Source organism: Bacterioplanoides pacificum (assembly GCF_042648445.1).
Lineage (GTDB): Bacteria > Pseudomonadota > Gammaproteobacteria > Pseudomonadales > Oceanobacteraceae > Bacterioplanoides > Bacterioplanoides pacificum.
Window position 1 is genome coordinate 396,070 of record NZ_JBHRYB010000013.1, and the last position, 22,081, is coordinate 418,150.

Sequence of the window (22,081 nt, forward strand, 5' to 3'; positions counted from 1 at the left end):
GTAGCTGGATTGTTTTTCAAAGCAGCAACAGGCTGTTGCGGTAGCGCGGCAGGGTCAGAGATGGCCCTGCCGCGTGGCGACTGAAAAATAATGCAGTTGCCTGCATCGGCATTATTGGTCGTCATACCCCAGACTACGCAACGCCCGCTCATCATCCGACCAGTTAGATTTCACTTTAACCCACAGATTCAGCATCACTTTACAGTCAAACATCTGCTCCATGTCTTTCCGTGCTTCAATACCAATCTGTTTAATACGATAGCCTTTATCACCAATTACAATCCGTTTTTGCGAATCACGCTCGACCAGAATCAGAGCACTGATTTCCGCCATACGGCCATCGTGGGTAAATTCTTCAATCTCTACCGTCATTTCATAGGGTAATTCATCGCCCAGCTGACGCATGATTTTTTCCCGCACCAGCTCCGCTGCCAGGAAACGTGAAGAACGATCGGTAATCTGATCTTCCGGATAAAAATACTGACTTTCAGGCAGAAAACTTTCGATCAGATTTTCCAGACGTTCAACGTTATGGCCGGTTTTTGCCGACAGCGGCACAATCTGTTCGAAATTATGGCGGCCACTGAGCTGTTGCAGATATGGCAGCAGTTCGTCTTTTTCTTTTACAAAGTCGACTTTATTCACCACCAGTACCACAGGAGCGCGCTGTTGTTTAATCGCCTGCAGCACCATTTCATCTTCATCGGTCCAGCGCATACGATCGACAATCATCACGATCAGATCGACATCTTTTACCGCTGTCGTCGCCGCTTTGTTCATGTAGCGGTTAATGGCTTTATCGTGATTTTTGTGGATCCCCGGCGTGTCGACGTACACCACCTGGTTACCGTTCTCAGTTTTAATACCAAGAATCTGATGGCGGGTGGTTTGTGGTTTACGCGAGGTAATGGATAATTTTTGCCCCAGAATGCGATTAAGCAAGGTCGATTTGCCCACATTCGGGCGGCCAACAATGGCAACAAAGCCGGTGCGGGTAATGGCTTGTTCTTCACTCATGCGTGGTTCTCCTGCTCATTGTCGCGGGCATTCAGTTGTTCCAGTACCATTGCTGCAGCAGTCTGCTCGGCATTTCGGCGACTGGTACCCGTGGCCGTCACCGCGGCGTCTATTTCCGGGATCACACAGGTCACGGTAAAAATCTGCTCATTGGTTGGGCCATCAACGGCCAGTACATCGTATTTAGGCAAGCGCGAGCCCGCTGCTTGCTGAATTTCCTGCAACTGAGTTTTAGGATCTTTAATCGGATCTTCCAGTGTCAGTTTATCCAGCCGCGAAGCAAACCAGTCGAGCACCCGCTCACGTGCCACTTCTAGTCCGGCATCGAGATAAATAGCACCAATTAAGGCCTCGACAGCATCCGCCAGGATAGAATCGCGTTTATGCCCGCCACTCTTTAATTCACCAGTACCCAATAATAAAAAGTCTCCCAGGCTGAATTCTTTCGCCAGATCCGCCAGCGTGGCTCCTTTAACAATACGGGCCCGCAAGCGGCTCAGCTTGCCTTCTTTGGCTTCGGGAAAACGACGGTATAAATCTTCGGAAATGACCAGGCTTAAAATGGAGTCACCAAGAAATTCCAGCCTTTCGTTGTTTTTGACACCTTTTGAGCGGTGTGTCAGTGCCAGATGCGCCAGCTCTTCATCACGGAAGGCATAACCCAGGCGTTGCGAAAGTTTTAATAACGGGTTGTTCACTTAGCTAATTCTTTTTGATGTTGAAACCGGCCAACCAGCTCAATATTTGAAATAAAGCCTGAACGATGTTCGTAATCCCAGAACAGCAAACTGCCATTACGGGTACGACGAATCGCCAGGCCTTCCAGATCAACCTCGACCTGGTTACGGTCAAGACGGATGCGAATCAGGTCGCGTGCCTTGCGGGTGCTGGTGCGGCCGTCAATTTTTCCGGAACTGACCAGGTCATCCAGAATCGTTTCAACCACTTTGTCATCGTAATACATAGGCACCACCGCAAAGGTGATACGAATAATCACGATGAAAGCAAACACTGCCAGCAACACCGATAGCGATGCAATTCCGTCTTGTTTTTTCATAGTCTGTTATTACCTGACATTTAGTCATCGACACGTAATACGGCGAGGAAAGCAGATTGTGGGATTTCCACATTACCAATCTGTTTCATCCGCTTCTTACCTTCTTTCTGCTTCTGCAGCAGTTTTTTCTTACGGCTGACGTCACCACCATAACATTTGGCCGTTACGTTTTTACGTAATGCCTTCACGGTAGTACGGGCAACGACCTGGTTACCCACCGCCGCCTGAATGGCCACATCAAACATCTGACGAGGAATCAGCTCTTTCATTTTTTCCGTCAGTAAAGCACCACGACGGCGAATATTGTCACGGTGCATAATCACCGCCAGCGCATCCACCCGGTCACCATTCACCAGCACATCCAGACGCACCAGCGGCGCATCCTGGAAACGCAGGAAATTATAGTCCAGCGAGGCAAAACCCCGGCTGGCCGATTTCAGCCGGTCAAAGAAGTCCATCACCACTTCGGCCATCGGGATTTCGTATTTCAGTGCCACCTGAGTACCGGTGTATTGCATATCCACCTGAACACCGCGTTTATCGACACACAGAGAAATCACGTTACCAAGATACTCTTGTGGCACCAGGATGTTACATTCGGCAATCGGCTCACGCATTTCATCGATGGTGCCCGGGTCCGGCAGCTTGGACGGGTTATCAACTTCTAAGATTTCACCTTTATTATTGACCACCTCATAAATCACCGTCGGCGCGGTGGTGATCAGATCCAGGTTATATTCCCGCTCCAGTCGTTCCTGGATGATTTCCATATGCAGCATGCCGAGGAAGCCACAACGGAAACCAAAGCCCAGTGCATCGGAGTTTTCCGGCTCATAAAACAAGGAGGCATCATTCAGAGACAACTTTTCCAGCGCGTCACGGAAGGATTCAAAATCGTCAGAAGATACCGGGAACAGGCCAGCGTAAACCTGAGGTTTCACTTTCTGGAAACCCGGCAGCTCTTCGGTATCCGGTTGTTTCGCGGCAACGATGGTGTCGCCCACCGGTGCGCCGTGAATATCTTTAATACCGGCAACCAGATAGCCCACCTCACCGCAGCCTAAGCGCCCGGTTTCATTGCGCTTGGGGGTAAAGATACCCACACCGTCCACGCCATGATCTTTACCGGTCGATTTAATACGGATTTTGTCGCCTTTTTTGATCGAGCCGTTTTTCACCCGAATCAGAGAGACAACACCGAGGTAAGGGTCAAACCAGGAATCAATGATCAGCGCCTGCAACGGTGCTTCCGGGTCGCCTTCCGGTGGCGGCACATTGGCCACCAGCTCTTCCAGCACATCATCGATGTTCAGGCCACTTTTCGCCGAACAGCGTACGGCTTCGGTAGCATCGATACCAATGATGTCTTCGATTTCCTGCGCCACCCGGTCCGGATCGGCCTGTGGCAGATCCATTTTGTTCAGCACCGGCAACACTTCCAGGCCCTGCTCAATGGCGGTGTAACAGTTAGCAACCGACTGAGCTTCCACCCCCTGAGCCGCATCCACCACCAGCAACGCACCTTCACAGGCCGACAGCGAGCGTGACACTTCATAGCTGAAGTCAACGTGCCCCGGGGTGTCAATAAAGTTCAGCTGATAGGTTTCACCGTTACGGGCGGTGTAATCCAGCGTCACGCTCTGGGCTTTAATGGTAATGCCGCGTTCACGCTCGATATCCATGGAATCCAGCACCTGCTGCTGCATTTCACGGTCGGACAAACCGCCACACACCTGAATAAAACGGTCCGACAGGGTCGATTTACCGTGGTCGATGTGGGCAATGATGGAGAAGTTACGAATGTGGTCCAGTTGGCTCACGAAATAGATCCGCTTAAGTATTCAAATGGGCTGGAATTCTACTTGAAAGGTGATCCAAAGGCTAACGGATTCAGATGGTTAGCGGCTCTGTGGAGCGATGACCGCCAGCGCTGTTCACGACCACAAACGATTTGACGTATGCTTTGCCACCACCAGAGCTCGTTCGGAATCAGCAGACATGGAACTACTCCCCCCAGCCGAAGGTCAGGATCATCACACTCTTCGCGGACTCACCATTGAAAATAAAATCATTGAAATCGGCAATGGTACGTATCAGGACATAATTCACAGCAGCACGCTGATTGATTGTACTTTTTTCCACAATCATTCAGAACGACGCAACGGATTATAGGCCAGCTAGGGCCTGTCTGATTGCTAGAGCCCAAAGACACAAAAAATCCCGCAACGGCTCACGCCATTGCGGGATTCTTCCTATCCTGATTCAGTGACTGAAACCTTATTCTGCAATTCTCAGCGGAATAAACATCGCGGCACCACGGCGCACAATACGCATCGGTACGCTGCGGTTCTTCGGCAACGCTTTGCTTACCTTCTCGAAATCCTCGACCGAACGAATCGACTCACCGTAGATCATGGTAATCACATCACCACTCACCAGGCCGGCAAACGCCGCCGGACCCTGCTTCACTTCTTTCACCAGCACACCATCACCCAGTTGCTTGCGCTGCGCGTCACTCAGATCGGCGACCACAACACCCAGGCGGTTGCTCTGGCTTTGCTGCGGATCATGGTTAGCCAGTACCACACCGTCACCGTCCGGCAGGTTACCAATGCGGATATTCAGCAGCTTGCGCTTGCCGTTACGCACCACTTTGACCTTAGCCTCTGTGCCCGGCTTAACCCGCCCGACCTGATGTGGCAGATCGGATGACAGATAAATTTCGTTGCCATTGAAATGGGTAATAATATCGCCGTTTTCCAGGCCACCGGCTTCTGCCGGGCTGTCAGGTACCACCTGTGCTACCAGCGCACCCGCCGCTTTGTCCAGCCCGAACGACTCGGCCAGCTCTTTGTTGACCTCCTGAATCACAACCCCCAGCCAACCCCGGCTGACTTTGCCTTTTTCTTTCAGCTGGTCGGCCACATTCATGGCGACGTTCATCGGGATCGCAAACGACACCCCCATAAATCCACCGGAGCGGGTATAAATCTGTGAGTTGATCCCCACCACTTCACCATCCAGGTTAAACAGCGGACCACCGGAGTTACCCGGGTTAATGGCCACATCGGTCTGAATAAATGGCACATAGTTTTCGTTGGGTAAATTACGGCCTTTGGCGGACACAATCCCGGCGGTCACGGAATAGTCGAAGCCGAACGGAGAACCGATGGCAACTACCCACTCGCCCACTTCCAGCTTATCGGAATCACCTAATTCAACAGTCGGCAAATCTTCCGCTTCGACCTTTAACAACGCCAGATCTGAACTTTCATCTGCTCCGATGACCTGAGCATCCAGTTCACGGCGATCATTAAGACGCACAATAATCTCGTCCGCCTCACGAATAACGTGATTGTTAGTGAGAATATAACCATCATCAGAGATGATAAAACCGGAACCCAGCGACGACTTTTCCTGCTGCCGCCCGCGAGGACCCTGCGGATTGCCATAGGGCATCGGCTGACCAAAGAAATGACGGAAGATTTCCGGCACATCATCCGGCAAGCCGTAACGGCGCAGCGTATTACGCTGGTCAACGTGCTGAACGGTGGAAATGTTCACCACCGCGGGGGAGGTTTCTTTCACCAGCTCGCGGAAGTCGGGTAAATCGGCGTGAGCCGATAAGCTGAAACAGGCCACCAGCAAAGCAGCCAACACTGAAAACGAACGAAACAATTGCGTCATACCATTCCTCTGCATGGAAAATCATCCCAGTTTTTGTAAGGATAACGATGTCCCAGGAAGCTGCAATTGTCATGTATAAAAAAGTAAGGTTGAGCAAGGACTTAGCAAACAATCAGCAGCCTGACTCAGCGTATTTCAAGCCGTTGCAGCTGTTCACAGGAATCGTGGAAACGCGGCTGCCAGTCATCTTTTTTCCGCTCAGAAATTAAACGCGCAGCCATGAAGCCAAGCAACAAACCGGCCAGTCCAGCCAGCATGGCACCCGGCTCCAGCCAGAGGAAATGCCCCAGCAGCGACAACAACAGCATACCCAGCAGCGGCAGGCCATATAACACCAGAGCGCTGATCGCCAGGCTGCCTTGCGGCAGGGTCAGCGTTGCCTGCTGCCCTACCCGGAAGGGTTTATCGGTCGCCACCCATAAGCGCATTTTGCGCCCCAGCTTGCTCAACGATTGTTGCCCGCAACCACTGCGGGCGTTACAGGAAGAGCAGGCACTCTGCTGCATGGCTTCTACCCATACACCGTCACGACCGATCCCGACAATTTCAACAACTTCCTGACTCACACACATTCCCGCACTGACAAATTGGTAGACACAGGCTGTAACACCAGCGTGACGCAGATTACTGCGGCATCACTGAGGTGGCAATTTTTTCCAGCGTCAGCAACGGCACTTCTCCCACCACACTAATGCGGTATTGACGTTCATCCGTGTTCAGATAACTGACCACAGCGGCCGTTGCTCCCCACTGCTGTTTCATCAATGGCATGGGCAGCTCGCCGCTGGCATCGTCAACAAACACCGTAATCGCCGCCAGGCCGTCAGTATACATCAAGGTCGCCAGTGTGCCCTGCCCGCTATCCGCAGCCGGATGATTCAGAGCATTACCATTCTGGGCCCGCACCTGACTGGCCGCGACCATAAAGCCTCTGGGTAACCAGCCGATTTGCCAGCGCTGCTGTTCCAGCACATCGGTACTTTCATGACTGGCCATATGGGCAGCCAGACGGTGACCCTGACTCTGTGGCAGGAAGTCGCTGTCAGCCAGAGCCACGCCGATTTCAATCGCCGCAAACTGGAAGCGCTCCAGCACCTGCTGGCGCGCATCAACCAGGTCAGAGCGTAATAACAGCCCGCTATCCCGATCCAGCCACAACTGATACCCATAGCGATAGCCATCCTTAGGAGTGACATCAATCCGTTGTGCCAGACGGCCGGCAACCCGGCTCTGCTGCCCGAGTGTAAAACCGTAATAAGCATCCGGCGCGGCATGCTGATATGCAAAATCACGCTTAAGCGGGTTAGCCTGAACATTAAAACGCATCATATGTTCGCCCGGGTGAATGCAGGTAACGTCATGCCCCTGACGAATCACTTCGCGCGGTGCGCCGGTCAGGTGCAACAAACGTTCATACTCCACGCCCTGCCTGACCGCATGCGCCAGTTGCAGGGTTTCCCAGCGTTGATGATTGCCGTAAATCAATACTCCGCGATAATTCTGCTCCTTCTGCGCCCGGGACATACGTTCCAGCCAGTCGTGTACATCCGCGGCCTGAGCCATAACCGGCAACAGCAGAGCCAGAAGGAATAAACCGGCCAGCTTCAGTAACAACCGACGACCATTCAACAGCAGCAACATCAATTACTCCGCGCTTTTGCCATCAGCCGTTTCAGCCGGCTGCGCTACCGCCTCTGCGGCTTCGTCATCGGGTTGATCAAAACTGGCCACCCGGGCATAAGGCATCATACCTTTACCGGTATTCAGGGCGGCATTTTCGGTGTGTTGCAGCACATATTGCTGCAATTTACGCTGTGCTTGCTGCAGTTGCTGACTGTCGGGCACGGCCGCATGGCCAGCCAGCTGCTGGTCACTCTGTGGTAGCGCGGCCTGATCGGCTAACTGAGGTGCCAGCGACTCCTGATTCAGGCGTACACCAACCAATACCGCCAGGGTTACCGACGCCGCAACAGCCGCTGATGCCAGCCAGTTAATCCCCCGACGACCAGCGGCGGCCGCCTCTGTAGCCTGCGGCCGGGCTTTAGCCGGCACTTCTTCCATCGGTTCCCCGTCAATCGCCTGCATAATGCCACGCGATAAATCGATGTCAGCGAACGTTTCATCCGGCGTACCGTCACCGGAAGCATCAGCCCGCATCAGTTCACTCATCAGCTGATAACGCTGCCAGCTGGCGCGTAGTTCGTCGTCACCCTCCAGCTGGTTCAGTAAGCGGCGGATTTCCAGCTCATCGGCCTCGCCGTCTACCAGTGCTGATAACGATTCTTTCATTCTGTCATTCATATCCACCTGCCTGGCGTCTGTTACGCCGTTGCCGCTAATAACGGCTGCATTTTTTTATCGATCGCTTCCCGGGCGCGGAAAATACGCGAACGCACTGTACCAATCGGACAATTCATCACGGCGGCAATCTCGTCGTAACTGAGACCTTCTATTTCCCGCAACGTGACGGCTATTTTCAGTTCTTCCGGTAACCCTTCGATGGTATCAAACACCACTTTCTGCAACTGATCCCGATGCAATAAACCATCCGGAGTATCACTGTCCCGGAGGCTGCTTTCATCGGCAAAAAATTCAGCATCACCCGGATCTACGTCGTGTGTGGGCGTCCGTCGGCCACGGCTGATGAGATAATTTTTAGCGGTATTCACAGCAATCCGGTACATCCAGGTATAAAACGCACTTTCACCGCGAAAACCGGGCAACGCCCGGAAAGCTTTAATAAAGGCTTCCTGAGTGACGTCCTGGGCTTCGGCAAAGTCGCTGATGTAACGACTGACCAACGCCAGAATACGGTGTTGATATTTCACCACCAGCAGGTCGAAAGCGCGGCGGTCACCCTTTTGTACCCGTGCAACCAGTTGCCGGTCGTTGTCAGGTTGATCTGTCATGCTGTTATCCGTTGTTATATGCCGTTGTTGCACAGCCAACGCCTGTTTTGCCAATGTTATTCTCCCACACCAGAAGATACTTACCCGGCTTTGAGAGCAGCAACGGCCAAAAGTTCCCGCTAGCAATCAATAAAGCACCACTTTTCATGGCGCGGCGTGGAAAGTATAGTGCGCCACAGTTATCTGAAAGAATGCACTCATGACCCAGTCTTTGTCGTACGACGTCGTTATCATTGGCAGTGGCGCTGCCGGCCTGACCCTGGCGCTGTCGCTGCCGGATCATATGAAGGTTGCTGTGATCAGCAAAGATCAGCTTGATTCCGGTTCTACCCGCTGGGCTCAGGGTGGTGTGGCCGCGGTGCTCGATAAAGAAGACAGCGTTGACGCCCACGTCCAGGATACCCTGATCGCCGGCGCCGGGCTGTGTCATGAACCCAGTGTTCGTTTTACCGTGGAAAATTCCGCTGAAGCCATTCAGTGGCTGATTGATATCGGTGTACCTTTCACCCAGGAAGGTGACAAGTTCCACCTGACCCGTGAAGGTGGTCACAGTGCCCGGCGTATTATTCATGCCGCCGATGCCACCGGCCACGCCATTTCCGATACCCTGCTGAAACGCGCACAGCAAAAAACCAACCTGACACTGCTGCACGATTACATCGCCGTGGATCTGATTACCCGCGAAAAGCTCGGCCTCGACGGTCATGGTTGCATCGGCGCTTATTTCCTTAATAACCGCAACGGCGATATCGACGTGATTACCGCCCATGCGGTGGTACTGGCCACCGGCGGCGCCAGTAAAGCCTACCTTTATACCAGCAACCCGGATGGCGCTTCCGGCGATGGTATCGCCATGGCGTTCCGCGCCGGCTGCCGGGTAGCCAATATGGAATTTAACCAGTTCCACCCGACCTGCCTGTACCATCCACAGGCCAAATCGTTTCTGATTACCGAAGCCGTACGCGGCGAAGGTGGCCGGTTATTATTGCCCGATGGCCAGCCATTTATGCATCGTTTTGATGAACGCGGAGAGCTGGCACCACGTGATATCGTTGCCCGCGCCATCGACCATGAGATGAAACGCCTGGGGGCCGATTGTTTATTCCTCGACATCAGCCACAAACCGGCTGCGTTTATCAGGGAGCACTTCCCCACTATTTACGAGCGCTGCCTGCAGCTCGGCATTGATATCACCCGGGACCCGATTCCGGTCGTACCCGCCGCCCATTACACCTGTGGTGGTGTGGTAACGGACACCAACGGCCAGACCGATATTCCCGATCTGTATGCCATTGGTGAAGTGGCCTCCACCGGCTTACACGGAGCAAACCGGCTGGCCAGTAATTCATTGCTGGAATGTCTGGTTTACGCCCGTTCCGCGGCCCAGCACATCGTCGACCATATCGACTTACAGGCTGATTTCCCGCAGGCACCGGCCTGGGATTCCAGCCAGGTCACAGACTCCGACGAAGCGGTGGTGATTTCCCATAACTGGGATGAATTGCGCCGCTTTATGTGGGATTACGTCGGCATTGTACGCACCACCAAACGACTGCTGCGCGCCAAGCACCGGGTCAGTTTGTTGCGTCAGGAAATTCAGGAATTCTACAGCAACTACCACATCAGCAATGACCTGCTGGAGTTGCGTAATCTGGTGGATATCGCCGATGTGATTATCCGCTCGGCATTATTGCGGAAAGAAAGCCGTGGCCTGCATTACAGCCATGATTACCCACAACCGCTGCCACGGGCATTTGATACCGTACTGACGCCGAAATATCTGAAGGAACTGGGAGAGTTGTAGCAACCCGGCTCAGGCAACGCCGTACAGCGCCGCTTTGAGACGCCGGAACTCTTCCCTGCTGACGCAACTGTCGGGGCGGATAATCAGCCGCTGCCAGGGCCACCAGGACCAGTGCAGAATAAGATAATCGCGCCGTCGCACGCAACCGTCACGCCACCGAACCCGGTAACGTTTACCGTCCTGCTCCAGCCACCATTGTGGTGTATTATGCTGCAGCTGATAACCCAGCGCGGACACCGCCGGTTGCCGGCGTAATACCAGCCCGGCAACGGCAGCAACTGGCGCAAGAATTAACAAGCAAAGCAGCGGATGCCATGGCAGCTGCAGATAAACGGCCAGTAATAACAGCAGCAACGCGCCGTAATCACGCCAGGGCTGTGAACGCGACGGCGCTATACGCCACTCAGCGCTGGCGCGCATGCTCCTGCACCATAGCGACAATTTTCGCCATCTCCGGGTCGTCGGGAATCTGATGCTCCATAAACCAGGTAAATAAATCCGGATCTTCACAATCCAGTAACGCCAGGTAACGGTCTTTATCTTCCCGGCTCAGATCTGGAAAAGCCTGTTCGGCAAAGGGTAACAACAACACATCCAGTTCCAGCATACCGCGACGGCTGTGCCAGGCAGTGCGTTTATTTTCGATGGCTTCAGGGCTTGTTTGATCGGTCACGAACGGACTCCTTCTGTTAACTGTCACAGTATATCACTGCCTCTGGCACAAATAGCCATACCTATTATGGCGTTATCGTCAGCCGCAGAATGTTTTACACTGGCCGCCGGTTTACACGGTACGGTTGTCTGTATGTCATTGTTGTCGGATTCTCAGCTGAATCAACGCGGTTATTTTGTTCCCGAAAACCCGGTTGCAGCGGATCAGCCCGCGCGCAGCTGGTTGTCTCAGTTTGGTTTATTGCGGGTGCAGGGGCCCGACAGTGAAAAGTTATTACAGGGGCAACTGACCTGTGATGTGGTGGCGCTCGATGCGCAACACTGGACGCTGGGCGCCTGCTGCAATGCCAAAGGGCGCATGGTGGCAAATTTTATCATTGCCCGTGACGAACAGGGTTTCTGGTTACGCCTGCCACAGGATCAGGTGGCCCCGCTACAACAACACCTGCAGAAATACGCGGTGTTTTTTAAAGCCGAGTTGCAGGACCTCAGCGCCACTCATGCCATCATCGCCGACCTGCCGGCTGAAACCGCAGCCTCCGACTGTATCGACAATCAGGGCCTGCCACAGCGACGCGTATGTCAGTGGCAGGACGGCACCGCCCGGCTGGAACTTGGCGACGGCCGCCGTGAATACTGGCTGGAAAAAAACGCCGCAGAGGCACAACTTCAGGATGTCGCTTTGTGTTGCAGTGACCGCAACAACCGCCTGGATCTGAATCAGGGCATTATCTGGGTAACCGGCGACAGTCGTGAACACTGGATTCCACAAAATATCGACTGGCACCGGCAAGGGGGTATCAGCTTCAGCAAAGGGTGTTATACCGGCCAGGAGATTATTGCCCGGCTGCAATATCTGGGCAAAGCCAAAAAAGCCCTGTTCCGCATCAGCAGCAGCGGCAGCCAGGCACCGGCTCTGCTCTGTACGGTTACCAGCGAGAGTGGCAAAAACCTCGGTGAAGTTACCGCCTGGCAGCAGAATCAGGGGCTGGCACTGCTGAATGACGATGACGAGCTGCGACAGGTTCGGGTAAAAACCGCCGAAAACCAGCAATTCTCAGCCAGTGTGCAAAAGCTTTCCTATACTGAAGAGCAGACAACAAATTCCGGCGCCTGAGCCAACGGCGGGCGCTGTTTTTCTGGCACAGTTTAAGAGAGCGCCCTATGACCACCGACCTGGCGAAACAGGTAAAAGACGACATCGTCAGCAAAATCAAAAATGATGAACTGGTCCTTCCGACCTTGCCGGAAATTGCCCTGAAAGTCCGCGAAGTCGCCGAAGATGCAAATGCCACCATCGATGATTTATGTGACGTTGTCGCCCGGGATCCGGCCTTAACCGCACGCATTATCAAGGTCACCAATAGCCCGCTGATTCGCGCTAACATGCCGGTCAATGACCTGACCACCGCCGTCTCGCGGCTGGGCATCGACTTCACATCCAACCTCGCCATTGGCCTGGCGATGGAACAGATGTTCCAGGCCACCCACGATATGATTGATAAACGTATGCGCCGCTGCTGGTCGCAGGCGATGGAAATTGCCGCCACAGCTCAGGTACTGGCTAAACATTTCACTCAGCTGCAGGCCGATCAGGCGATGCTGGCCGGACTGGTGCACCAGATTGGGATTCTGCCGATTCTGGCTTATGCCGAGAACCACGATAGCCTGTTAGCTGACAGCCTGTCACTCGACAACGTCATCGAACGTCTGCATCCGGCCTTGGGTGCCTATATTCTGCGCAGCTGGGATTTTCCGGCCGATCTGGTGGAAGTGCCGCGCCATTACCTAGATCAGCAATATCAGACAACTCAGCCCAGCTACGTCGACCTGGTACAGGTAGCCACCTTTCAGAGTTATGCCGACACTGAACATCCACTGGCCCGGGTTGACCGCAGTCAGCTGGGATCGTTCCGGCGCCTCGGACTCGACAGTGATGAAGAAGTTACCCAGCTGGAAGCACTCAGCGACGAAGTTGACGCAACTCAGGCCGCCATGAACGGCTAACCACCGGTTATTTTTGAGAATACGGATATGCCAGTGCAACCACTCAGCGAACAGTTAATCCCTCTGGTCAACAATGGCCAATTGCCGTTGCCGACCCTGCCATCACTGGCACAAAAGGTGTTAAAAGCGGCTCAGGGTGACAACCTGACCACGGATTCCCTGTCGGCACTGGTGGAACAGGACCCGGCCATCGCCGCCCATCTGGTGAAAATCGCCAACAGCCCGCTGGTCGGCTGTCCGACGGAAGTCACGGACCTGGGCACCGCGATTGGTTTATTTGGTATTGGATATTGCAGCCAGCTGGCGATCAGCCTGGCGTTGCGCCAGTTATTCCGGGCCCGCCATGCAATAATCAGCGACCTGATCGAACACACCTGGGAAGAATCAACCCGGGTGGCGAATCTGTGTCTGGTCATGGCGACAAACTATCCGATCAATCCCGGTAGTGCTTACCTGGCCGGACTGCTGCATAAAATTGGCGCGTTACCGATCTTACGCTGGCTGGATGAGCAAACCGACATCGAGCTGTCGCGAACACAGATCATGACACTGGTGGAGCAACATCAGGCGCTGCTGGCAGAGCAGCTGCTGGACGACTGGTGTTTTCCACCGTCGCTGTGTGCCGTGCCGCACAACTATCAGAATATGAATCATAACGGCAAACAACAGGCTGATATATCAGATCTGGTTGCAGCCGCCTGCTATTTTTTATCCGAACAGCGTAAAGACTGGCAGGATTGCAAAGTACTGGAGCGCCTGGGCCTGACCACCGATGAAGTACAGAAAAAGATGATGGCCTGGCAGAGCCGCGCCGCCCACGCCTGACCAGCACAGCCGCTAATGACACGGCCAACCATTACAGCTCATGGTAGGGATGCTGATCCGCCGGCCAGGGGCTGGTCATCAGTTGTTTCAGCCAGCTGTCCGGTACCGCTGCCACGCTTTTATGCTGCCATTTGGGTTTGTAATCTTTATCCACCACCATGGCCCTGACGCCTTCAGAAAAATCCGGATGACGGACCGCCTGATAGGCCAGTATCAGCTCCCAGCTGACGACCTCTTTTAAACTCATGGTGGCGCCACGGCGGATCTGCTCCATGATCAGATGAACCGTCGCCGGACAGGCTTTTTTAAAGTTCTGCTGGCCTTGTTTAAGCCATTTATTACGGCTTTTGTGTTGTTTCAGACGGGCACAGATGTCTGCAATATCGTCACTGGCAAAAATTTCATCCAGCTCCGCTGCCACCGCCTGCATATCACTGGCTGGCATCTGCCCGGCACTGGCGCTATCCAGCTCGGTTAACAACTGCCGCACCTGTTGATGATTAACCGCTTTATTCGTGCACCAGTGAGCCTGTTGCATGCGCTGAATAAAGTCCTGCCAGCGATTATGCTCCAGCGCGTACTGAATTAACCCCAGCTGCTTGCAATCGGTGGTGTTCATGTGGCTGCCGGTCAGCCCCATCCAGTGTCCGGCGGGATAAGGCAGGCGCGACAAATAATAACTGGCGGCCACATCCGGATATAAACCAATACGAACCTCCGGCCAGGCCAGCTTCAGGCATTCACTGCCAACCCGGTGATTGGCCGCAATGAATAACCCCAGTCCTCCTCCCATTACAAAACCGTGCCCCCAGGCAATCAGTGGTTTGGTAATCTGGTGCAGGCGATAGTTTTTGGCATATTCACCACGGAAAAAGTCATCCGCATACTGTAATCGCTGACGCTCATCGTCACAGGTCATGCTGGTGTACAACTTGCGGATGTCACCACCGGCACAAAAAGCTTTGTCACCAGCACCACGCATAATAATGGCGGCAATCTGCGGATCCTCATTCCAGCGCCTGATGCCGTCATCGATCAGGTTCACCATATCCAGATCCACCGCGTTCATCGCCGCCGGGACATTGAGTGTCATCAGCCCCAGTTTAAAATCCGCACCGGCACTTAGTTCGTCAAACAACACCGCATCGTTTGACACTACATCCTTTGACACCACACCCTTCGACCCATCAGCAGCAACAGAACTCAAAACTCTCTCCTTTTAAACAGGCCGGATTTGTAACTCAGACCCGGCAAGCCTGATAATAGCGTTTTTTATCCGGGCAAAAAGCATTATGACGTTAATACTAAGTCTCATTGTATTGCTGCTGATTGTTTTTTTATTGCTCGCTTTGGTATTGCTGCAACGTCACCAGCGTTCGGGTCAGCTGCAACAACTCGCCGACCGCCTGACACTGAGTTACCGCCCTTTTGCGTCACTCAGTCAACCGCTGCGGCAAGCCCGTTTCCTGATCTTCAGCGTTGGCCAGATGCGTTATTTCCGCCACCTGCTGGAAGGCAGTTATCAGCCCCAGACGAGTCATTTCCAACAGCAGCCGCTGGCGCTCACTCAGCGCCGGCTTAACGTATTTGACTATGGCCTGGTCAGTGATAAAGGCACCCACAACCAGACGCTGATGTTATTCGCCTGTTCATTGAATTGTGGTTGCTTCCGCATCCAGCCACACGCCTGGTTACACGCCGATGTGTTTGCCGACAATGCGCCGCTGCTGCGTCTGAGCCAGGGGCAATATCCGCCGGCGTTACATTCACGGCAGCTGTTTGCTCAACATCCGGCCAGGCTGACGGCGTTATTAACCCCACAGGTGCAACACTGGCTTTTGGCACATCCCCACCTTCACATCGAATTCAGTAATGGCATTCTGCTGCTTTACCGGCCCGCTCACCGGCTGGCCGTAGAGGATATAGAAGCGGCACTGGAAGCCGGCTGTCAGCTGGCCGAATTGCTGCAGTTATCCGAACGCCAATAACCAAGGGAACCCTATGCACGTTATTTACCGCGGCTTAATCGGCTTGTTTGTCACTCTTACACTCTCAGCCTGTACCCAGAGCCAACAGGACAGCCTGCTGCAAACCGCAGTAGAAATGGCGCGCGATGCCGCAGATCTCAAACCCGGCCAAAGCCAGCTGGACGATGTCACCATGAGTTATCTGGAGCGTCCTGGCAGTGGTCCGGTGTTATTATTGCTGCACGGGTTTTCTGCCAATAAAGACACCTGGGTTAAATTTGCTTATGAACTGCCGGACCATTACCGCCTGATTGTGCCAGACCTGGCGGGACATGGTGATACTCCGGCTCCGGCCGATCAGAATTACGACCTGATTCGCCAGACCGAACGCCTGCACCAGCTGATGAATAACCTGGGCATTCAGCGTTTTCATATCGCCGGCAACTCGATGGGGGGTGCCATCAGCGCCATTTACAGCAGCCGTTATCCGCAACAGATCGAGAGCCTGACCTTAATTGATGCGGCCGGGGTGGATGCACCAAACCCAAGCGAATACATGCAGGCACTGGCACAAGGCCAGAACCCGCTGATTGCCACCGATGAAGCCAGCTTTGAATACCGCATGGATTTTGTGATGGAAAAGGCCCCTCCCTTCCCCTGGCCACTACGCCCGGCACTGATGCGTAAAACCCTGGCCCGGGTCGACATTAACCGGGCTATTTTTGACGACATGCTGGCAACCCGGGAACGTCTGGAACAAAGTGGTTTTGAGCAACAACTGAGTGACCAGGTCAGTATGCCAACACTGATTATCTGGGGCGCCCAGGACCGGGTACTGGACGTGTCTGCCGTTGGCGTGTTTAAACAGTTTATCCCCCATGCCGAGGTACAGATTTACGATGGCATCGGCCACTTGCCGATGGTGGAAATCCCCGAACAAACCGCTGATCGTTACCACCGTTTTATCAGTGCAATTCAATAACCACCTCTGCGCCAATAATGGCAGCAACGATTCACGTTATTGACTGCCCGTCACATTCACTGTGACGGGCAAGCTCCGGATTCCTTTCTATACTGATTGTGTGTTGTGTAATTACCGGTGCATTTATGCAATTGGCTACTGCAATCAGCCAGCCTGCGGCAGGTGAGGAAATTAAAATTGGCTGTAATGATCTGATCGTATCGAAAACCAATCGCGACAGTCATATTACCTACGCCAACGATTTGTTTTGCCGCTATTCCGGTTATTCCGAAACCGAACTGTTAGGCCAGCCACACAATATTATTCGCCACCCGGATATGCCCCGGGCCGTGTATTACCTGATGTGGGAACACCTGAAACAAGGTGAAGAGTTTTTTGGCTACATTAAAAACCGCTGCAAACAGGGTGGTTATTACTGGACCTTTGCTTCCGTGGCTCCGATTTACGAGCACGATGAGTTGCGCGGCTATTTATCCTCGCGCCGCTGCCCGTCACCACAAGCCGTCGCCCTGATCGAACCGTTATATCAACGTATGACAGAAGCCGAACAGGCAGTACCGCCAGAACAACAAATCCCCATGTCATCCGCTCTGCTGTGGCAGGCGATTAATAAGGAGTTCACCACCTATGCTGAATTCGCTTTATCGCTCTGATCCACGCAGCCTGAACCGCATCGGCTTAGGCGCCTGGGCCACCAGCATTATCATCCTCAGCATCAGCGATGCATCAGTGGCAGCGATCATCACCTCAGTGGTGTTATTACTGACGGTCGCGTTGCTGCGTTATTGGCAACAGAAATACCTGAAACACGCTGAACGCCGGATTCAGCAGGTACTGGCGCGTGCCGCCGCCGGCGATTTACAACACCGCCTGATTCGCTTCCGCGACGATACCGTGTTGTCATCGCTGAAATATTCCATCAATGCCCTGCTTGACCAGGTGGAAACCTATATCCGCGAAGTGGAATCGTCTTTCCGCGAAGCCAGTAAGGATCGCTTTTACCGCAAACCATTGAGCCAGGGCATGCAGGGGGACTTTAAAACCTCACTGGATAAAATTGGTGAAGCGTTTAACGCCATGGAACACGCCTACTTTTTATCTCACTGCCAGGAGCTGGAAGCCAATATCAGCCGGGTAAAAACCGAAAGCCTGCTGACCAACCTGAAACGCAATCAGGATGACCTGAGCAAGGTTTCCGGTGAAATGCAGCAGGTAGAAACCATTTCCCGCCGTGGCGTTTCGCTGTCGACCGATGCCTTGCAGGAAATTAACCAGGTCAGCGAAAATCTGCAGCAACAAAGCGATATGACCGAAGTCATTCACACCACCGCCGATGGCCTGCAACACCACACCCACCGGATTACCGATGTACTGAAACTGATTGATGGCATTGCCGAACAAACGAACCTGCTGGCACTGAACGCTGCCATCGAAGCAGCCCGTGCCGGTGAAGCCGGACGTGGGTTTGCCGTGGTTGCCGATGAAGTACGGTCACTGGCAGAAAACACCCGCAAAGCGACGGCTGATATCAGCCAGATGATTGCCGAATTTACTCAGTCGAGTAACACCATGGCGCAACAGGCCGGAGAGATGGTGCAGCTGGCCGCGACCGCCCGCCAGGCCACGGCGGCCTTTGAGCAGTCTTTTACCGAACTGGCACACATCGCTCAACAAACCTACGAGCGGGTGAATTATTCCCAGATCGTCAGTTTTGCCTCGCTCATTAAAGTGGACCACATGATTTACGTACAAAACGGTTACCAGGCGATGGAAAAAGGCCATGACTCTGACGCCTGGCAGGCGGTTGCACTCAACCATCAGCAGTGCCGCTTTGGCCAGTGGTACGATCACGGCATCGGCCGCCAGTTATTCAGTCATTTGCCGACCTACCCCCGGATTGATCCGGTGCATCAGGAGTTGCATCGTGAAATGCATGAAATTCTGGATCTGGTTGAAGCTCAGGACTGGCGGAAAAATATCCGGGTACACGGCAAAGTCCAGCAGGGGTTCCACAACCTGGAACAACACAGTACCGAGCTGATCAGCCTGGTCGATCAGCTGACCGATGAAAAACTGCGCTTTGAAACCGGCAGCAGTGACGAAGAAACAGAAATCGACCTGTTTTAAACCTCTCCCGGCATACCCGCGGTTTGGCTGGCCGCGGCTTTTTGGTACTCTGGCGACTTTTGCCCGGCCAGATTATGACCATAACGCTGCACCCTGTGGCCATTGCCCACACTCCGTTTGCTGAGAAGTTCGCCATTCCACGTCAGCCAGCGCTGGCACCCGCCGCCCGGGCGCGGATCGAATTATTACCCCCCTACAACTCTCCGCTGGCACTTGAGGGCCTGCAGCAGGTCAGCCATGTCTGGCTGATTTTCCAGTTTCATCAGGCGTTAGCCTCATCCCGGCAACAACCGGCGTCATTACGGGTGCGACCACCGCGGCTGGGGGGTAACGAAAAAATCGGCGTTTTTGCCAGTCGTGCCACCCATCGTCCGAACAGCCTGGGGCAATCCGTCGTCGCCCTGGAAAAAATAGAAGGTTGCTCATTATGGGTCAGTGGCGTGGATTTATTGGATGGCACCCCGATTCTGGATATCAAACCTTACGTGCCTTATGCCGACGCCGTAGACGGAGCCCACAACCAGATCGCCAGTGATGCCCCGACATTGATTGACGTCAACTGGCAAACCCAGGCGCTAGACCAGGCGCAGCAACAGGCAAGCCGTCTGAATCAGGATGTCGTGGCGTTAGTGCAGCAATGCCTGGCTCAGGACCCGAAACCGGCGTACCAGCAACCGACACCAGAACGCCACTACGGTGCACAATTCTGGGACCTGAACATCCGCTGGCATTATCCCGCCCCAAACCGCATTTGTGTGCTCGCGGTAGAGCGGATTAGCGCGGTGTCAGAATAAACACATCCTGTAAAAACGACGTTACCCCCCGTTCGCGAAAGCGGGGTTCAGTGTCGATGATTTCGCGCTGTTCCTGCAGTTCGGCGTGGTAATACGGCTGATACTGCTGCTCAACCTCCTGTGGCAATACCGCAAATGGTGGCCCCGGCATCTGTTGCTGATCGTAGGTAAAGGTCACCAGCAATTGTGGCGCCTGCTGACTCAGCTGCCACAAATGACGGCAATAATCATCACGCATCGGTTTTGGCAGTGCGACCAGCGCCGCACGGTCATAAACCACATCCACCTTGCCCAGTTGTTGTGGTCGGACAGCAAAAAAATCACCGGCAATCAGCAGCAGCTTGTCAGCGCGGTAAAACACCTGATCACCATCACGGCTTTTGTCGATTTCCAGCTGCAGCTCGGCACTGATAATGGCTGCCAGTTCGTCCAGCGCAATTTCGCTCAGCTCAATCCCGACTACCGCATGGCCCTGTTGCAGCAGCCAGACGATATCCAGCGTTTTGCCACATAAAGGCACCAAGACACGGCTGCCACTGCTGGCCTGCATCGCCGGCCAATATTTCAGCAACACTTTATTCACCTCATCCAGATGAAATCCGATCTGCTGTTTTTCCCAACGTTCATGCCAGAATTCGTTCTGCATGTTGTCCTCTTGGCAGTGGTTAAATACAGGCCGAGTATAACGATGGGGGCATATTTTGTCTGTGTTGCTCACTACGACTTTAGAGAGCCATTTGTGCTGCAGTTTGCTAAAATCCGCCACCTTCCAGCCTGTTAACCGTTACCAGCCACAAGAGCCCTGCCACACCTTATGTCAGCCAAACAATCCAATCGTAAACAACGCACCACGGCCGCACGCCGCAGTCAGCCGCGCCGCAGTCAGCCGCGCCGGGCAGCCACACAGCCACGTAACCCGGAAATACGTTTTGATGACCTCGGGCCATTGTGGCAGCGCTGGCTGGGCGCCAATCAGGATAAACCGGTGCCGCTCGACCGCTGGTTAAAACAGGCCCACAACCGCCAGCAAGGACTCAGCCCGGCACAACGCTGGGCGTTAAACAGCGCCATGATTCAGGCCAGCCGTTTTCAGCAACTGGCACAGGCACTGGAGGATCAGTTTTTTCAGGACGACGAAATTGACTGGCAACAGTGGGATTTGCAATGGCAGACCGGCCAGCTCCGTGGTGATGCTTTTTGGTACTGGATTGGCTTACGCGGCCATGGCCAGTGGCTGAAAAGCCGCCATCAGTTACGCGATACCAGCTATCGTGAGCGCCTGTTTACGGCATTAAAACAACAGGCTCTGGAACAACCTCTGTCACCCTTGTGGTGCCTGTGGCATGGCATCCGGCCACAATGGTTAGCGCTGTTACAACAGCGTGCCCAACAGAGTGGCTGGAGCGACAAACAGCTGCAGAGTTTTATTAAAAAACAATGCGATTTCCCACCACTCTGGTTGCGCGCCAAGGCCGGTACCAATCTAGCCGAACTGGAACAGTCACTGAATGAACAGGGTGTGGATGCGCAGTTAAAACACATCAACGGCAGTGAAGTGCTGGCCGCTTTTGGTGGTAAAGCGGTACAAAGCAGCAGCCAATACCAGCAGGGTGAGATCGAAATTCAGGACCTCGCCAGCCAACAAATTGCTGCCGCCGTTGGTGCCCGCCCGGGTGATAAAATCTGGGATGCCTGCGCCGGCGCCGGTGGTAAAAGCCTGGCACTGGCCAGCGCCCTGAATGGCAAAGGTTCGGTCACCGCCACCGATATTCAGCAATACAAACTGGATGAATTAAAGCGCCGCGCCAAACGGGCGCAGCTTCAGAATATCCGCCAGTTCTGCTGGGACGGCGAACAACCGTTAAAACTGCCGGCAGAAATCCGCAAACAACACGGCTTCGACCGGATACTGGTGGATGCGCCCTGCACCGCCGCCGGCACCTGGCGCCGCAACCCGGATGCACGCTGGCGTTTTTCAGCAAGCGACAGCCAACAATTACAGATTCTGCAACAACAATTGCTGCAACACGCCAGTGCCGCTTTGCGCCCCGGCGGGGTGCTGGTCTACGCCACCTGCAGCTGGCAACTGAGCGAAAACGAACAACAAGTCGACACCTTCCTGCAGCACAATCCGGATTTCACACTGGATGAACAATGTATGCTCGGCGCACCACTGGAAGACGCAGACTGTATGTTTTATGCCCGCTTACTGAAACGCTGAGACCGGATCCGA

General features: G+C 54.0%; 23 protein-coding genes and 1 pseudogene. 11 read left to right on the forward strand and 13 right to left on the reverse strand.

All coding sequences use genetic code 11. The features are described 5' to 3' along the window. Nucleotides 1-111: 111 nt before the first annotated feature. From era to rpoE, 9 genes are all read right to left on the reverse strand, one after another. Nucleotides 112-1,017, reverse strand: a complete 906-nt coding sequence (gene era / locus ACFOMG_RS13040) for a GTPase Era (RefSeq protein WP_376867171.1) — start codon at nt 1,015-1,017, stop codon at nt 112-114. Next, on the reverse strand, nt 1,014-1,715 hold the full coding sequence (rnc, locus tag ACFOMG_RS13045; RefSeq protein WP_376867173.1) for a ribonuclease III: 702 nt from the start codon (nt 1,713-1,715) through the stop codon (nt 1,014-1,016). The genes era and rnc overlap by 4 nt, the downstream gene beginning before the upstream one ends. After that, nucleotides 1,712-2,074, reverse strand: coding sequence for a DUF4845 domain-containing protein (locus ACFOMG_RS13050; RefSeq protein ID WP_376867175.1), 363 nt, complete (start codon nt 2,072-2,074; stop codon nt 1,712-1,714). The genes rnc and ACFOMG_RS13050 overlap by 4 nt, the downstream gene beginning before the upstream one ends. Before the next feature lie 20 nt (nt 2,075-2,094). Then, complete coding sequence (gene lepA / locus ACFOMG_RS13055) at nt 2,095-3,894, reverse strand: translation elongation factor 4 (RefSeq protein ID WP_376867176.1); 1,800 nt, start codon at nt 3,892-3,894, stop codon at nt 2,095-2,097. Between the two features lie 457 nt (nt 3,895-4,351). Continuing rightward, nucleotides 4,352-5,761: a DegQ family serine endoprotease gene (locus tag ACFOMG_RS13060; RefSeq protein ID WP_376867177.1), complete on the reverse strand. Its 1,410-nt coding sequence runs from the start codon at nt 5,759-5,761 to the stop codon at nt 4,352-4,354. Between the two features lie 125 nt (nt 5,762-5,886). Continuing rightward, nucleotides 5,887-6,327 carry a SoxR reducing system RseC family protein gene (locus ACFOMG_RS13065; protein ID WP_376867179.1) on the reverse strand — a complete coding sequence of 147 codons (441 nt, stop codon included), beginning with the start codon at nt 6,325-6,327 and terminating at the stop codon, nt 5,887-5,889. A gap of 58 nt (nt 6,328-6,385) precedes the next feature. Further along, the gene (locus ACFOMG_RS13070) at nt 6,386-7,402 is read right to left on the reverse strand and encodes a MucB/RseB C-terminal domain-containing protein (RefSeq protein ID WP_376867181.1); all 1,017 of its coding nucleotides are present in this window, start codon (nt 7,400-7,402) and stop codon (nt 6,386-6,388) included. Nucleotides 7,403-7,405: 3 nt separating this feature from the next. Further along, the gene (locus ACFOMG_RS13075) at nt 7,406-8,062 is read right to left on the reverse strand and encodes a sigma-E factor negative regulatory protein (protein ID WP_376867183.1); all 657 of its coding nucleotides are present in this window, start codon (nt 8,060-8,062) and stop codon (nt 7,406-7,408) included. A gap of 20 nt (nt 8,063-8,082) precedes the next feature. Next, a complete protein-coding gene (gene rpoE / locus ACFOMG_RS13080) occupies nt 8,083-8,670 on the reverse strand; it encodes an RNA polymerase sigma factor RpoE (RefSeq protein WP_376867185.1) in 588 nt (195 codons plus the stop codon). Between the two features lie 199 nt (nt 8,671-8,869). Between rpoE and nadB the strand changes: the two genes are divergently transcribed. Beyond that, nucleotides 8,870-10,474 carry an L-aspartate oxidase gene (nadB, locus tag ACFOMG_RS13085; RefSeq protein WP_376867187.1) on the forward strand — a complete coding sequence of 535 codons (1,605 nt, stop codon included), beginning with the start codon at nt 8,870-8,872 and terminating at the stop codon, nt 10,472-10,474. 9 nt (nt 10,475-10,483) lie between these two features. On the opposite strand, the gene ACFOMG_RS13090 is transcribed toward nadB, so the two are convergent. Both ACFOMG_RS13090 and ACFOMG_RS13095 read right to left on the reverse strand, forming a co-directional pair. After that, nucleotides 10,484-10,894, reverse strand: a complete 411-nt coding sequence (locus ACFOMG_RS13090) for a hypothetical protein (protein ID WP_376867190.1) — start codon at nt 10,892-10,894, stop codon at nt 10,484-10,486. Further along, nucleotides 10,878-11,147, reverse strand: coding sequence for an FAD assembly factor SdhE (locus tag ACFOMG_RS13095; RefSeq protein WP_376867192.1), 270 nt, complete (start codon nt 11,145-11,147; stop codon nt 10,878-10,880). Before ACFOMG_RS13095 ends, ACFOMG_RS13090 begins: the two co-directional genes overlap by 17 nt. A 66-nt stretch (nt 11,148-11,213) precedes the next feature. On the opposite strand from ACFOMG_RS13095, the gene ygfZ reads away from it, so the two are divergent. From ygfZ to ACFOMG_RS13110, 3 genes are read left to right on the forward strand one after another with little or no spacing between them, the layout of a single operon-like run. After that, nucleotides 11,214-12,263, forward strand: coding sequence for a CAF17-like 4Fe-4S cluster assembly/insertion protein YgfZ (ygfZ, locus tag ACFOMG_RS13100; protein WP_376867194.1), 1,050 nt, complete (start codon nt 11,214-11,216; stop codon nt 12,261-12,263). Nucleotides 12,264-12,310: 47 nt separating this feature from the next. Next, nucleotides 12,311-13,153 carry an HDOD domain-containing protein gene (locus tag ACFOMG_RS13105; protein WP_376867196.1) on the forward strand — a complete coding sequence of 281 codons (843 nt, stop codon included), beginning with the start codon at nt 12,311-12,313 and terminating at the stop codon, nt 13,151-13,153. Between the two features lie 27 nt (nt 13,154-13,180). Beyond that, nucleotides 13,181-13,978, forward strand: a complete 798-nt coding sequence (locus ACFOMG_RS13110) for an HDOD domain-containing protein (protein WP_376867197.1) — start codon at nt 13,181-13,183, stop codon at nt 13,976-13,978. 31 nt (nt 13,979-14,009) lie between these two features. On the opposite strand, the gene ACFOMG_RS13115 is transcribed toward ACFOMG_RS13110, so the two are convergent. After that, complete coding sequence (locus ACFOMG_RS13115) at nt 14,010-15,185, reverse strand: enoyl-CoA hydratase/isomerase family protein (protein ID WP_376867199.1); 1,176 nt, start codon at nt 15,183-15,185, stop codon at nt 14,010-14,012. A gap of 85 nt (nt 15,186-15,270) precedes the next feature. Here ACFOMG_RS13115 and ACFOMG_RS13120 point away from each other — a divergent pair, with 85 nt between their 5' ends. From ACFOMG_RS13120 to tsaA, 6 genes and pseudogenes are all read left to right on the forward strand, one after another. Beyond that, nucleotides 15,271-15,966 carry a hypothetical protein gene (locus ACFOMG_RS13120; protein WP_376867201.1) on the forward strand — a complete coding sequence of 232 codons (696 nt, stop codon included), beginning with the start codon at nt 15,271-15,273 and terminating at the stop codon, nt 15,964-15,966. 13 nt (nt 15,967-15,979) lie between these two features. After that, nucleotides 15,980-16,927, forward strand: coding sequence for an alpha/beta fold hydrolase (locus ACFOMG_RS13125; RefSeq protein ID WP_376867203.1), 948 nt, complete (start codon nt 15,980-15,982; stop codon nt 16,925-16,927). A gap of 125 nt (nt 16,928-17,052) precedes the next feature. Continuing rightward, the gene (locus tag ACFOMG_RS13130) at nt 17,053-17,580 is read left to right on the forward strand and encodes a PAS domain-containing protein (protein ID WP_376867205.1); all 528 of its coding nucleotides are present in this window, start codon (nt 17,053-17,055) and stop codon (nt 17,578-17,580) included. Nucleotides 17,581-18,232: 652 nt separating this feature from the next. Further along, nucleotides 18,233-18,544 (forward strand): annotated as a pseudogene (locus ACFOMG_RS13135) (methyl-accepting chemotaxis protein); the annotation flags it as partial. A 120-nt stretch (nt 18,545-18,664) separates the two neighbouring features. Further along, nucleotides 18,665-19,054, forward strand: coding sequence for a CZB domain-containing protein (locus ACFOMG_RS13140; protein ID WP_376867496.1), 390 nt, complete (start codon nt 18,665-18,667; stop codon nt 19,052-19,054). Nucleotides 19,055-19,128: 74 nt separating this feature from the next. Beyond that, on the forward strand, nt 19,129-19,848 hold the full coding sequence (tsaA, locus tag ACFOMG_RS13145) for a tRNA (N6-threonylcarbamoyladenosine(37)-N6)-methyltransferase TrmO (protein WP_376867206.1): 720 nt from the start codon (nt 19,129-19,131) through the stop codon (nt 19,846-19,848). Here tsaA and tmpT read toward each other — a convergent pair. Next, the gene (gene tmpT / locus ACFOMG_RS13150; protein WP_376867208.1) at nt 19,829-20,494 is read right to left on the reverse strand and encodes a thiopurine S-methyltransferase; all 666 of its coding nucleotides are present in this window, start codon (nt 20,492-20,494) and stop codon (nt 19,829-19,831) included. The two genes, tsaA and tmpT, sit on opposite strands and share 20 nt — an antisense overlap. Before the next feature lie 168 nt (nt 20,495-20,662). Here tmpT and ACFOMG_RS13155 point away from each other — a divergent pair, with 168 nt between their 5' ends. Next, nucleotides 20,663-22,069, forward strand: a complete 1,407-nt coding sequence (locus tag ACFOMG_RS13155) for an RsmB/NOP family class I SAM-dependent RNA methyltransferase (protein ID WP_376867210.1) — start codon at nt 20,663-20,665, stop codon at nt 22,067-22,069. Nucleotides 22,070-22,081 lie beyond the last annotated feature (12 nt).

What these genes read in the sequence shown, in the direction of transcription:
- era (WP_376867171.1), bottom strand. Translation starts at nt 1,017, where the DNA reads ATGAGTGAAGAACAAGCCATTACCCGCACCGGCTTTGTTGCCATTGTT.
- ACFOMG_RS13050 (WP_376867175.1), bottom strand. Translation starts at nt 2,074, where the DNA reads ATGAAAAAACAAGACGGAATTGCATCGCTATCGGTGTTGCTGGCAGTG.
- ACFOMG_RS13060 (WP_376867177.1), bottom strand. Translation starts at nt 5,761, where the DNA reads ATGACGCAATTGTTTCGTTCGTTTTCAGTGTTGGCTGCTTTGCTGGTG.
- ACFOMG_RS13070 (WP_376867181.1), bottom strand. Translation starts at nt 7,402, where the DNA reads ATGTTGCTGCTGTTGAATGGTCGTCGGTTGTTACTGAAGCTGGCCGGT.
- ACFOMG_RS13075 (WP_376867183.1), bottom strand. Translation starts at nt 8,062, where the DNA reads ATGAATGACAGAATGAAAGAATCGTTATCAGCACTGGTAGACGGCGAG.
- rpoE (WP_376867185.1), bottom strand. Translation starts at nt 8,670, where the DNA reads ATGACAGATCAACCTGACAACGACCGGCAACTGGTTGCACGGGTACAA.
- nadB (WP_376867187.1), top strand. Translation starts at nt 8,870, where the DNA reads ATGACCCAGTCTTTGTCGTACGACGTCGTTATCATTGGCAGTGGCGCT.
- ACFOMG_RS13090 (WP_376867190.1), bottom strand. Translation starts at nt 10,894, where the DNA reads ATGCGCGCCAGCGCTGAGTGGCGTATAGCGCCGTCGCGTTCACAGCCC.
- ygfZ (WP_376867194.1), top strand. Translation starts at nt 11,214, where the DNA reads ATGGCGTTATCGTCAGCCGCAGAATGTTTTACACTGGCCGCCGGTTTA.
- ACFOMG_RS13105 (WP_376867196.1), top strand. Translation starts at nt 12,311, where the DNA reads ATGACCACCGACCTGGCGAAACAGGTAAAAGACGACATCGTCAGCAAA.
- ACFOMG_RS13110 (WP_376867197.1), top strand. Translation starts at nt 13,181, where the DNA reads ATGCCAGTGCAACCACTCAGCGAACAGTTAATCCCTCTGGTCAACAAT.
- ACFOMG_RS13120 (WP_376867201.1), top strand. Translation starts at nt 15,271, where the DNA reads ATGACGTTAATACTAAGTCTCATTGTATTGCTGCTGATTGTTTTTTTA.
- ACFOMG_RS13125 (WP_376867203.1), top strand. Translation starts at nt 15,980, where the DNA reads ATGCACGTTATTTACCGCGGCTTAATCGGCTTGTTTGTCACTCTTACA.
- ACFOMG_RS13130 (WP_376867205.1), top strand. Translation starts at nt 17,053, where the DNA reads ATGCAATTGGCTACTGCAATCAGCCAGCCTGCGGCAGGTGAGGAAATT.
- ACFOMG_RS13140 (WP_376867496.1), top strand. Translation starts at nt 18,665, where the DNA reads ATGATTTACGTACAAAACGGTTACCAGGCGATGGAAAAAGGCCATGAC.
- tsaA (WP_376867206.1), top strand. Translation starts at nt 19,129, where the DNA reads ATGACCATAACGCTGCACCCTGTGGCCATTGCCCACACTCCGTTTGCT.
- tmpT (WP_376867208.1), bottom strand. Translation starts at nt 20,494, where the DNA reads ATGCAGAACGAATTCTGGCATGAACGTTGGGAAAAACAGCAGATCGGA.
- ACFOMG_RS13155 (WP_376867210.1), top strand. Translation starts at nt 20,663, where the DNA reads ATGTCAGCCAAACAATCCAATCGTAAACAACGCACCACGGCCGCACGC.